Annotated in this window: 10 protein-coding genes; 5 read left to right on the top strand and 5 right to left on the bottom strand. The window is 64.0% G+C overall.

The genetic code is table 11. The annotated features are described in order from the left end of the window. Nucleotides 1–7: 7 nt before the first annotated feature. The 5 genes from GB927_RS03770 (at nucleotide 8) to GB927_RS03750 (ending at nucleotide 5,056) form a co-directional block, all read left to right on the top strand. Complete coding sequence (locus GB927_RS03770; protein WP_256115242.1) at nucleotides 8–1,066, top strand: aromatic/alkene monooxygenase hydroxylase subunit beta; 1,059 nt, start codon at nucleotides 8–10, stop codon at nucleotides 1,064–1,066. 17 nt (nucleotides 1,067–1,083) lie between these two features. Continuing rightward, complete coding sequence (locus GB927_RS03765; protein ID WP_256115241.1) at nucleotides 1,084–1,452, top strand: MmoB/DmpM family protein; 369 nt, start codon at nucleotides 1,084–1,086, stop codon at nucleotides 1,450–1,452. 71 nt (nucleotides 1,453–1,523) lie between these two features. Further along, on the top strand, nucleotides 1,524–2,546 hold the full coding sequence (locus GB927_RS03760; protein ID WP_256115240.1) for an amidohydrolase family protein: 1,023 nt from the start codon (nucleotides 1,524–1,526) through the stop codon (nucleotides 2,544–2,546). Between the two features lie 5 nt (nucleotides 2,547–2,551). After that, nucleotides 2,552–3,349, top strand: a complete 798-nt coding sequence (locus GB927_RS03755) for an iron-sulfur cluster assembly protein (RefSeq protein WP_256115239.1) — start codon at nucleotides 2,552–2,554, stop codon at nucleotides 3,347–3,349. A 78-nt stretch (nucleotides 3,350–3,427) separates the two neighbouring features. Further along, nucleotides 3,428–5,056, top strand: coding sequence for a molecular chaperone GroEL (locus tag GB927_RS03750; protein ID WP_256115238.1), 1,629 nt, complete (start codon nucleotides 3,428–3,430; stop codon nucleotides 5,054–5,056). Nucleotides 5,057–5,105: 49 nt separating this feature from the next. Here the strand turns inward: GB927_RS03750 and GB927_RS03745 are convergent, their stop codons facing one another. The 5 genes from GB927_RS03745 to GB927_RS03725 form a co-directional block, all read right to left on the bottom strand. Further along, a complete protein-coding gene (locus GB927_RS03745; protein WP_256115237.1) occupies nucleotides 5,106–7,154 on the bottom strand; it encodes a sigma-54-dependent Fis family transcriptional regulator in 2,049 nt (682 codons plus the stop codon). 77 nt (nucleotides 7,155–7,231) lie between these two features. After that, nucleotides 7,232–7,711, bottom strand: coding sequence for a hypothetical protein (locus GB927_RS03740; RefSeq protein WP_256115236.1), 480 nt, complete (start codon nucleotides 7,709–7,711; stop codon nucleotides 7,232–7,234). A 247-nt stretch (nucleotides 7,712–7,958) separates the two neighbouring features. Then, nucleotides 7,959–8,759 carry an inositol monophosphatase family protein gene (locus GB927_RS03735; protein ID WP_256115235.1) on the bottom strand — a complete coding sequence of 267 codons (801 nt, stop codon included), beginning with the start codon at nucleotides 8,757–8,759 and terminating at the stop codon, nucleotides 7,959–7,961. An 18-nt stretch (nucleotides 8,760–8,777) separates the two neighbouring features. Then, entirely contained in the window at nucleotides 8,778–9,839 is a 1,062-nt protein-coding gene (locus tag GB927_RS03730) for an ABC transporter ATP-binding protein (RefSeq protein ID WP_256115234.1), read from the bottom strand. After that, the gene (locus tag GB927_RS03725; RefSeq protein ID WP_256115233.1) at nucleotides 9,836–12,058 is read right to left on the bottom strand and encodes an ABC transporter permease; all 2,223 of its coding nucleotides are present in this window, start codon (nucleotides 12,056–12,058) and stop codon (nucleotides 9,836–9,838) included. The genes GB927_RS03730 and GB927_RS03725 overlap by 4 nt, the downstream gene beginning before the upstream one ends. Nucleotides 12,059–12,119: the final 61 nt, after the last annotated feature.

Here is a 12,119-nt window from a genome sequence, read left to right as displayed (position 1 = left end):
AGAAACCATGACAGCGACAGCGACTTCAATCGGTTCGGGTGCGGCGGGTTCCGCGGTCTTTGCCGATTCCGACAGCCGGAAATACCGCTACTACGATCCCAAGGGCCAGCGCGCCACGCATTACGAGGACGTGACCGTCGACGTCCAGCCCGATCCGGAACGCTACCTGATCCAGGACTGGATCATCTCGTTTGCCGATGGCAAGGGCGCTTACGTCAAGGACAACACGGCGGCGAAAAGCTCCAACTGGCATTCCTTCCGCGCGCCGGACCAGGAGTGGGAGCGCACGCACTACCAGCGTCAGTCGAAGATCGAGACGATGGTGCAGAGCGTCATCGCCAACGCCCGCCGGGCCGGAGCGCCGAAAACCTTCGACAAGACCTGGGTCAAGATCCTGCAGGCGCATCTGGGCGCATGGAAACATGCCGAATTCGGGCTGGGCACCTCGCTGATGCAGGCGCAGCGCTACGGCTATACCCAGATGATCAACAATGCCACGCTGACCAACTCCTCCTACAAGCTCCGGCTCGCGCAGGACATCACGCTCTATCTCGCCGAAATCGGCATGGATATTCCCGGCTGGGACGACGAGCTGGGCAAGAAGCACTGGCTGGAAGACAGCGTCTGGCAGGGCACGCGCGAAGCCATTGAAACCATCATGGGCGCAACCGACTATCTCGAACAGTATTTCGCCATCAACATCGTCTTCGAACCACTGGTCGGCGAACTGTTCCGTTCCGGTTTCCTGATGCAGGCCTCGGCCGCCAATCACGACTTCATCACCCCGCCGGTGGTGTCGGCCGCGGAAGCCGACTACGAGCGCAACCTCGCGAACACGATCGACCTCATCTACCTGCTCGCCAATGACGAGGTCCATGGCGCCGCCAACAAGGCGCTGTTCCAGGGCTGGATCAAGAAGCACGGCGCGCTCGCCGACAAGGCAGCCATCGGCCTCCAGCCGATCTGGTCGATGCCGCATTCCAAGCCGATTTCCTTCCAGGACGTGCGGGCCTCTTCTGAAGAGCGCATCGCACAGATCCTCGGCGAACTCGGCCTCAAGCGCTAATCAAGGGAGAATTCAGCATGTCTACAGCAGCACGCGACGCGTCGCAGTCCAACATCTTCAAGGCGATGAAGGACATCACCTTCGAACAGACGATCTCCCACCAGTGTGGCGTCACCATGAACGATTCCGTCGAGGCGAGGGCCATCGCCGAGTTCATGGGCAAGAAGCCTGGGGTCACCGTCACCTACCAGCCGGCGATGATCCGCATCGACGGCAACGGCAAACTGATCTTCAAGATGGACGACATCAGCGAATATCTTGGCCGCGAGATGACCGCGGAAATCTTCGAGGTGAACACGTCCACTCATTACGGCCGGATGGTGCGCATCGACGACAACGAGGTGATCCTGTTCGGCGATATGGACGAGGTCTTCGAATACATCTGACGACCCCTTGACCGGCGCGCCGCCATGCTGGTGCGCCGGATTGCTCAACACATTCGTTTTGGAGGAAGACAATGTTCAGGACACCGGAAGGCAAGGAAATCTTCGTCGTCGACGGCCACATCCATTTCTGGGATGGGAGCCCGGAAAACCAGCGCAACATTCACGGCAAGCAGTTCGTCGAATGTTTCTACGCCTATCACACGGCGCTCAGTCCCAAGGAACAGCTCTGGGAAAAGAGCAAGTTCGAAAAATACACCGCCGACGACCTTTATCACGACCTCTTCATCGACGGGCCGGACGACGTTGCGATCGTGCAGTCGACCTATCTGAAGGATTTTTACAAGAACGGCTTCAACACGGTGGAGAAGAATGCCGAGATGGCCAAGCGCTATCCCGAGCGCTTCATCGTCAACGGCTCCTTCGACCCGCGCGACGGCGAAAAGGCGCTGGAATACATCCACTTCATGAAGGAGACCTACGACATCAAAGGCGTGAAGATGTACACGGCCGAGTGGAACGGCGCCTCCAAGGGATGGAAGCTCAACGACCCGGATGCCTACCGGTGCTTCGAGCTGTGCGAGAAACTCGGCATCAAGAATGTGCACGTCCACAAGGGACCGACCATCCTGCCGCTCAACAAGGACGCATTCGACGTGCATGACGTCGATTATGCGGCGACGGATTTCCAGAACCTCAACTGGATCGTCGAGCATTGCGGCCTGCCACGCCTCGACGACTTCTGCTGGATCGCCGTGCAGGAAACCAATGTCTACGGGGGCCTCGCTGTGGCGCTGCCCTTCATCCATTCGCGGCCGCGTTATTTCGCCGAAGTCATTTCCGAACTGCTGTTCTGGGCCGGTCCTGAAAAGATCCTGTTCGGATCGGACTATGCCATCTGGACCCCGCGCTGGCTGGTCGAGAAGTTCTGGGCCTTCGAACTGCCCGAGGACATCAAGCAGGAGCGCGGCGTCGATCTTACCCCGGAGATCAAGGAAAAGATCCTCGGCCTGAATGCGGCCCGCCTCTACGACATCGACATCGAGGCCAAGAAGGCGGCGCTCGCCAATTCGCCCTTCAGCGTCGCGGCGGAGTAGGGACGATGACGCCGGTCCGTATGTCCGCAGCCCGCCGGAGCGAGGAGCTCTGGCGGCGTCTCGAACAGGTGAACGACCCGGAACTGGACGAGCCGGTCACCGCCATGGGGTTCGTCGAGCGCGTCCTCATCAAGCTCGACGGCAGCGTGGAGATCGATTTCCGCCTGCCCACCTACTGGTGCTCGCCAAACTTCGCCTTCCTGATGCTGGACGGTGTGCGCCAGGCGCTCGATTCCCTGTCCTGGTCGCCCGCCTACCGGGTGACGCTGCACGACCATATGTTCGCCGAAGAGGTGAACAGGGGCATCGCCGAGGGAAAGGCGTTTGGCGAAATCTTCGGCGAGCTCGCCGGCGATCAGGACCTCGAAAGCCTGCGCGCAATCTTCCGGGCAAAGGCCTTCAAGCGGCGCCAGGAGGCCGTGCTGCTGGGACTGCGTCAGCAGGGCCTGACGGACGGCGAGATCGTCGGCATGGACCTGTCGGAACTTGACGCCGCAGGTTTTGATGCCGGCGAGGCGGCAAAGCAGAAGCCGCGCTATCGCGAGGCGCTGCTCGGCCGCTGGCCGGACCGGCGGCCGGATGACGCGGCCTTCGTCACCTGGGAGGGCGACCGGATCCCGGTGGATGCGCTCGGTGCCTATCTCGCCGACCTGCGCAGCGTGCGCATCAACATGGAGTTCAACGGCGCGCTCTGCCGGGGACTCAAGCACACGCGATACAAGGAAATGGACGTGATCGACGGTGAGCCGACGCTTGTCGACTTCATCATGGACCGCGTGCCGGCTCCCGCGCACGCGACCTGAAACGCCTGTTCTGAAAACAACGCCTTTCTGCAAGAGGCGCCAAATCAACAAACCGCCCGTAAGGCGGAAGGAGGACCTATGCCCAAGATTCTGCTCCACAATTCCGATGCCCGGCGGGCGCTCGCCCGCGGCGTCGGCAAACTCGCCGCAGCGGTCGAGCCGACGCTCGGCCCGAAAGGCATGAACGCCATGATCGACCGGCCGCTCGGCACGCCGATGGTCACCCGCGACGGCGTCAGCATCGCCTCCGAGATCGAACTGCACGATCGCTTCGAGAATATGGGTGCGCAGGTCGTTCGCGAAGTCTCGATGCAGACGAACGAAATCGCCGGTGACGGCACGACGACCGCCATCGTGCTGGCCAACGCGCTCGTCCAGAAGGGCATAGAGGCCGGTGAGCGCGGCGCGAAATCCGTCGATCTGTGCCGCGGCATCGATCTTGCGGTGGCAAGGGTCGTGGACGCGCTGAAGGCGAGTGCCAAGCCGGCGCGCAACGGCAGCCTTGCCGCCGTCGCCAACATCGCCGCCACCGATCCGGCGCTCGGCGCGCTGGTCGCCGAGGCCTATGAGCGCGTCGGCACCAAGGGCGCCATTTCGACCGAGTTCAGCGTGACGACCGAAACGACGCTGGAGGTCGTGGAGGGCATGTCGTTCGAGCGCGGCTATCTTTCCCATCACATGGTCACCGACCAGGAGAAGATGGAGGCGGTTCTCGACCGGCCCTATATCCTGATGACCGACCTGAAGATCAAGGATCCCCAATCCCTCGATGCCGTCCGGCGCCTTGCCGACGCGGCCGGCCGGCCGCTCCTGATCGTGGCGGAGGAGGTTTCGCCCGAGGCGGTGCTCGCTTTGCTCGGCAAGCAGGAGACCGGAAAGTACCTCGTCGTCCATCCGCCGGAATACGGCCATTGGCGCAAGGGCATGATGGAGGACCTGGCGATCCTGACCGGCGGACGCGTTATTGCGCGCGACCTTGGCGGGCGTATCGAGGACGTGACCATCGAGGATCTGGGCACGGCCGAGCGGGTGAGAACCAGCGCGTCCTACACGACCGTCGTGCGCGGCGGCGGCAATGAGGCGGCGATCGCTGCGCGGCGCGCCCAGGTGCAGCGCCAGTTCGAGGCGGCGCCGCCGAATATCGAACAGGACAAGCTGCGCGAGCGGCTTGCCAAGCTCTCCGGTGGCTCCGCCATCCTCTATGCCGGCGGCGTGACGCCGGTCGAGCAGAAGCGCACGATCCAGCTGATCGAGGATTCGTTGCATGCGGTGCGCGCGGCGGCCGAGGAGGGCGTGGTCGCCGGCGGCGGTTCGGCGCTGGCGCAGATCGCCCCGGTGCTCGACGCGGTGCTGGCAACCGTCAGCGGCGATGTCGCGGAAGGGGTGAAGCTCGTCCAGTCCGTCCTGTCGCGCCCGCTGTGGCGCATCGCCACCAATGCGGGCGGTGATCCGGATGCCATCATCGCGGAGGTGACGCGGGTCAACAGCGGATACGGCTACAATGCCGCGGTCGGCAAATACCAGAACATGATCGACGCCGGCATCATCGATCCCGTCCGCGTCACCTATACGGCGCTGCGCAACGCCGCCTCCGTCGCCACGCTGATCCTGACCACCGAGACCCTGATCGGTGATCTGGAGGAAGACGAGGACCCGACCGAGGGACCGGCGCTCGGCGGCGGCGCGGAGAAGCTCGGCCGCGCGTGACGGATGGCGTGACACCCTGCGGCAAGCGATTGCCGCAGGGTGTCCTTATTCAGATGAAACCGCGCTTGATGCCGAATTGCTCAAGCTTGCGGTAGAGCGTCGGCCGTGACACGCCGAGGCGCTGGGCAACCTTGCTGAGATTGCCGTGTTCGGCCCTTAGCGCAGAGCGGATCGCCTGGCGTTCCGCATCTTCGAGGCTGAAGACGGCGTCGGTTGCATCCGTCTGGGGCGTGGTCCGGTCCTGCGCCGGTTCGGTCACATCGGAGGGCAAATCCTCAAGCCCCACCAGCCCGGTGTTCGAGAGCAGGTGCAGCCGTTCGACGAGGTTGCGCAGCTCGCGCACATTGCCCGGCCAGCGATAGGCGAGCAGGGCGTCGAGGGCTTGGTTCGAGAAGCGCAGCGGCGGGCTTGCCCTGCGATCCGCCAGTTTGCGGTTGAAATGCTCGATCAGCAGCAGACTGTCGCTGCCGCGCTCTCTCAGTGGCGGAACGCAGATGGAGACCGTGCTGATCCGGTAGAACAGGTCCTTGCGGAAGCGACCGTTTGCGACTTCCACCTTGAGATCGCGGTTCGTGGAGGCGACAAGCCGCACGTCGACCGGCCGCAGCCGGCTGTCGCCCAGTCGGTTGACTGCCCGCTCTTCGAGCACGCGCAACAGGAAGGGCTGCATGTCGAGCGGCATCTCGCCGATTTCATCGAGGCTGAGGACGCCGCCGCTGGCAAGCTCGAAGACGCCGGGCTTGCCCTCGCGGGATGCGCCCGTGAACGCGCCGCCGACATGGCCGAACAGCTCGCTGCCGAAGAGCTCCTTGGTGACGGCGCCGCAGTTGAGCGCGATGAAGGGATTGTTCGCCGATTTGCGGCTGGCGGCGTGGATGAGCCGGGCGAAGAGTTCCTTGCCGACGCCTGTTTCCCCTTCGATCAAGAGCGATGTGACGTCTTCCGTCTCGCCGATCTTGCAGGCGATATCGACGGCCGCGCGCAAGGCCGGGCTCTCCCCGATGATGAGCGCGCTTTCGTCCTTGACCTGCTGTGACGCAATTCTGCTGCCGATCGCGACGGTCCTGCTGTCGTCGCTCTTGGGAAACACGAAGGCCGCGCCGCGCACGTCGCCATCCAGCTCCAGCGGGCAGATGTGGCAGGATTGCATATCCTTGGGCAGCGTGGTGACGATGCTGTCGAGAAAGCCGGAGTTGCTCAGCTCCGGCAACCGACAGCTCTCCGGGCCGCCGCGGATCATGTCGCCGACGCGCTTTCTTTCCGCAGCCGGCACATTGCTGCTGTAGATGGCGCGGCCATGGCGATCGATGATCATGACGCCATCGTTCGAGCGATAGCGGCTCGCCGACGCAATGAAGGCTTCGAGCAACCGCGTCCGCTCTTCGTTCTGCGCGTCGGCGAGTGCCTGCTCGATTTCCCGCGCGGCCGCCGTCACGAGGGCGATGTTATGTGGCCGGAAAATATCGGGATAGCCCGACAGGTCGACGACCCCGATGACTTTGCCGTCATAAGGATCGCGAATGGGCGCCCCGGCGCAGGTCCAGGCTTTTATGCCGGCGCAAAAATGTTCGGCGGCATGGACGAAGACCGGCTCCCCGGTCCAAAGGGCAGTCCCTATGCCGTTGGTCCCGACAACATCTTCCGTCCATTTTCCGCCGACGCCGAGATGAATGTCCATCCCGTCGGAGATGGTCTTCTTGTCGCCGATGACGTCGATCAGGACGCCTTCACCGTCGGCGAGCATCAGCATCGCGCCCGTGCCGTCCAAAAGCTTGCCGATCGCCCGGAAGGGGCGGCGGGCGGCGGCCAGCAGCTCCGGCCTGCTTCTCGCCAAGGCTTCGACCGCATCCTTGTCCGTTTCGATCGGCGCCTCGTTTCGCTGGGCGTCGATACCGCCCGTGGCGCAGCGCTGCCAGGAATCGTTGATCGTCGAGCGCACGGGCAGCGAGGATCGGTTGGAGGGGTTCCGGCCCTCCAGCAGCGATTCCCACGCGCGCATCGTGACGCGCTCGTCATAGGCGGACATCAGCATCACATCGCCGGCCGCGGGAAGGCGGCCCTTCGCGGAATGTCGCGGCGTGTTTACATCTCGGTTCATACGGCTGTTCACATTCCACGTTCGAGGGAACTTGACGCCAAAACGGGTCTACGCGGATGGAGGCGTGCGCCTCGTCCTCACGTCTCGGGAGGAATGCTAAGCCGCAGGCCGATGTCGGCCGCCAGGTCTGCGGTTCCGTAGGACGCCCCGACGGGAACGTCATTCATATCCGACAGCGCCTCGGCCATCGTGTCATCGAGCGGTGCGATGAAACCATTGGCCTTCGTTGCTAAGGCAAACATCGTCACGCCGTCTTCGCTGCGAAGATTGCCAAAGTGGTGCAGCTGCCGCCCGGTGCCGACATCGACGGCGATGACGCGGCCGTTGGCGGTCACGCGGATTTTCGGCTCCGGTGCGTGGACCGGTGCCGTACCGCCGATATGGATGATGAGGCCTTCCGCCTGCGGGCCGATCTTCGGCTTTTTCGATTCCGAGTAGAGGCCCCCACTGAAGTGATCGGCGAGTTTCGTGATGACGCCGCGGTTCTGTTCTATCAGCCGTCTGACTTGCGCGTCCTCCCGACGCGGTCCGTCCTGCTTCGAAAATATCTCGACCATGAACCCTCCCAGATTCAGTCAAAGCGCATTTTCGCACTCGATTATGGCAAAAGGGTACCACATTTTCACACCCCTACCAGCGGGCAATATAGCCTATACGGAGTCGAGGAGGTGGTATCGGGCTGCTGCATGGCCAGATTGTTTTCAGGGCGTCGCGCGGCCGCGGCTGGTCGGCACGCGCTTACGCCGCCGACGGGGCGGCGGCGCGCAAGTTGCAGCAGGCATTGCTATCGATGGATGGGAAGCGTCAGGCCAAGCCTGCCAATTTTTCGAGCTCGGCCCGCGCGCCCAGTCCGGCCGCGACGACCGGTGCGCCCTTGGTCAGCCCCTCGCCTTGCGTCGGGAAGGGGTGATACCAGCCGCCGGCCTCTTTCACGAGGCAGTAGCCTGCAAGGCAATCCCAAGCATGCATATAGGGTTCGTAATAGCCGACCAGCCGGCCCGCGGCGACATAGGCGAGCATCAGCGCGCCGGAGCCGTTGCGCACGAAATTGCCGCCGGCATGGAGCAGCTGGCTGACGATGTCGCCCACCCTTTCCGGCGTCACATAGCTGTTGGCGCCGATGCCGGTCATGGCGTTCTGGATCGTGCGGGAGGGGTCGAGCGTCAGCACCCTGCCATTGAGCTTGGCGCCCTTGCCGCTTGCTGCCGTGTAGAGTTCGTTGTGGCAGGGTGCGCCGATGACGCCGATGACCGGCGTATTGTCGTGCAGCACCGCGATCGAGACGCACCAGTTCGGCATGCCGTTGACGAAGGGCGCGGTGCCGTCGATCGGGTCGACGACCCAGGTGTAGCCGGAGGTTCCCGGCGTATGGCCGAATTCCTCGCCGAGGAAGCCGTCTTCCGGGAACGTCGCCTCGACGCGCTGGCGGATCAGTTGCTCGACGTTGCGATCGGCGATCGAGACGACGTCCTGCAAATCGCGCTTGGTCTCGATCACCAGGGAATCGCGCCGGTTGAAATAATCCAGCGCCATGGCGCCGGCCTCCTGGGCGATGGCCTTGGCGAGGACGAAGCGTCTGTCCAGTCCGGTTTCTTGCGATGTCATTCCATATTCCTTGCAATATCAGGCGTTGATGAGGGCGATGCCGCGGGTCTTGAAGCCGAGCGTGGCGTCGGAGGCGGCGGGAAGGATGCGGTCGACGGCGTGATCGACGATGAAGAGCGTGCCGACGTCGGTTTCGACCTCGTATTCGACATGGTCGCCGAGATAGGCCGAATGCAGAATGCGGCCGGCAAGACCGGGTCCACGCCCTTCGGCAAGCGTCACGGCGCCGGGGCGCACGGCCAGGCTTGCAGCCCCGAGCTTGGCTTTGCCGGCGGGCACGCGATGCTCGACGCCGCCGACGCGGATCTGCGCCTCGTTGCCGTCGATGCCGAGCACCTCGCAGGCAATCACATTCGCCTCGCCCATGAAGTCGGCGATGAAGGAGGAGGCCGGCGTCTCGTAGAGCTCGCGCGGCGCGCCCGACTGGGCGATCTCGCCGTCCTTCATGATGATGATGCGGTCGGAGACGGCGAGCGCCTCGTCCTGGTCGTGCGTGACATAGACCGCGGTGAAGCCGAGGCGTTGCTGGAGTTCTCGGATTTCCGTGCGCACCCGGCGGCGCAGGCGCGCATCAAGGTTCGACAAGGGTTCGTCAAGCAACAGGACCTGCGGCTCCAGCACCAGCGCGCGGGCGACGGCGACGCGCTGCTGCTGGCCGCCGGAAAGCTCGGCCGGCAGGCGCTGGCCCATGCCGGCGAGGCCGACGAGCGCCAGCCCTTCCTCCGCTCTCTCCCGCGCTTCCTTACGCGAAAGACCCGACGATTCGAGGCCGTAGGCGACGTTTTCGAGCGAACTCAGATGCGGAAAGAGCGCGTAGGACTGGAACACCATCGAAACGTCGCGCTCGTTGGCGGGCAGCATGGTGACGTCCTTGCCGCCGATGAGGATTTTCCCCGCCGTCGGATGTTCGAGGCCGGCCAGCATGCGCAGCGTCGTCGTCTTGCCGCAGCCGGACGGGCCGAGCAGGGTGACGAGCGTGCCCGGCTCGATGGTGAGCGAGAGGTCGGGAATGGCGGTGAAGGCGCCAAACGTCTTCTTCACGTTCTGGAAGACGACGGAACCGGCTTTCGGGGTGATCATGCGATTTTCTCCTGATGGGAGGAAGCGGATGGGGTGACGCCGGCGACGCGGTTTTCGCGCCGGAGGCGGCGTTCGCCCACGAGAAGCTGGAAGCCGCTGATGACCGTGATCATCACGACGATCAGCATGGAGGAATAGGCGATCGCCACGCCGTATTCTCCATTCTCGACGAGGCCGACGATATAGGAGGTCGCCATGTTGTATTCGGCGCTAACGAGGAAGATGACGGCGCTGATCGAGGTGATGGCGCGCACGAAGGAATAGACGAGTGCGGCGGTAATGGCGGGGCGGAGCAGCGGCAGGATGACCTTGCGGATCGTGCGGAAGCTGTTGGCCCTGAGCGTCAGCGAAGCCTCGTCCAGGCTCTTGTCGAGCTGGCTCATTGCCGCGATGCCGCCGCGCACGCCGACCGGCATGTTGCGGAAGACGAAGCAGGCGATCAGGATCAGCGCCGAGCCGGTCATTTCGAGCGGCGGCAGGTTGAAGGCCATGATGTAGCTGACGCCGATGACCGTGCCGGGAATGGCGAAGCTCATCATGAGGGCGAACTCGAAGGCGTTCTTGCCGGCGAATTTCTGGCGCACGATGATGTAGGCCGTCAGCAGGCCGACGATGGCCGTCAGCGGTGCGGAGATCAGCGCGATCTCCATCGTCGTCCAGAAGGAGTTCCAGGCGACGCCCGTCCAGGCAATCCCGCCCTCGAAGCTGATAGAGAAGGCCTTTGCGTAATGGTCTAGGGTCAGGGAATTGTCGAGCCCCCAGGTCTTCACGAAGCCGCCGACGAGGATCATGCCGTAGATGACGAGCGTGAAGAGGCCCCACGGTATCACAAGGGCGTGCACGCCGATCGAGACGCCGCGGGGGAGCGCGATGTGCGCGCCGCTGTCGCCCTTGCCCGTCACGGTCGCGAAGTTCTTGCCGGAGAGCCACAGGCGCTGGGCAAGGAAGGCCGAGAGCGTGAAGCACAGGAGGACGGTGGCGAGCACGGCGGCGCGCGACGGATCGTTCTGCGAGCCGACGACCGCGAAGAAGATTTCCGTCGAGAGCACGCCATGGCTGCCGCCGAGCACCAGCGGATTGCCGAAGTCGGCCATGCTCTCGATGAAGCCGATGAGGAAGGCGTTGGCGAGGCCCGGCTTCATCAGTGGCAGCGAGACGCGCCAGAAGGTGCGCCAGCGGTCGGCGCGAAGCGTTTGCGAAGCTTCCTCCATCGACGGGCTGACACCCTCGACGACGCCAATCAGCACGAGGAAGGAGATCGGCGTGAAGGACAGGACCTGCGCGATCCAGATGCCGGTGAGGCCATAGAGCCAGCGGCCCGGCTCGATGCCGAAGAGGTCGGAAAGGCCCTGCGTGATGACGCCGGCGCGGCCGAAGAGCAGCGTCAGCGCGAGGCCGATCACGAAGGGCGGCGTGATGATCGGCAGGATGGTCAGCAGGCGCAGGCCCTTCTTGTAGGGGAACCGTGTGCGGGTGGCGACGAGCGCGAAGGCCAGGCCGAGCAGGGTCGAGCCGAGGCCGGTCATGATGGCGAGCCACAGCGTACGCCACGCCACGCCGCAACGCGTACCGCCGGTCAGGCAGCCGAGGCTCCAGATGCCGGGATCCTGCATGTTGCGAATGAAATTGTCCGGATTGAACGAGCCGTCGAAGTCCTGCACCGCACCGATGAACATGCTGCCGATCGGGTAGAAGACGAAGACGGCGACGAGGAAGACGAGCAGCGAAATCGAGCTGACGACGAAGGCATCCCCCTTCATCACGCCGCGTTCGGCAAGACCGAAGGCAAAGAGCAGGACGAAGGAGACCGCAGAAAGAACGGCGCCCGCGCCCATCGACGACTGGCCGTCGGAAAGTGGCCCGAAGAGCGTTTCGCTGATCGTCCATGTCCAGCCGGTAAGGCTGATGGCGAGGCCTTGCAGCGAGAGGAACAGCACGCCGAGTGCCCCCACCCATGCCAGCACGGCGCCGCGGCGCATCGGGTCCGCCATGCCGCGCGCCACACCGGCGATGAGGAAGAGAAGCACGGCACCGGCAAGCCAAAGCCGGCCATGCACGGCTATCTGCAATAGGTTGGGTGCCGCCTCGGAAGAGAGGGGAAAACCGGCGAGCCAGCCGAACCCGAAAAAGCCGCCCTCGATCCGATACCAGGGCAGAAGGGTCAAAGCGACCGCGCCCAGGATCAGGACCATGTCCAGCCTGCGATTGCCATGCGTCATGGCCGACCTCGCTGTCATTGCTGTTTGGGGAAAGGCGGCGCCCGGAGGAGACGGGCGCCGC

Source organism: Shinella lacus, assembly GCF_010994755.1.
In the GTDB taxonomy this organism is placed as follows: Bacteria; Pseudomonadota; Alphaproteobacteria; order Rhizobiales; family Rhizobiaceae; genus Shinella; species Shinella lacus.
The sequence above is the reverse complement of the archived record's forward strand: the minus strand, read 5'-3'. Positions and strand labels throughout refer to the sequence as shown.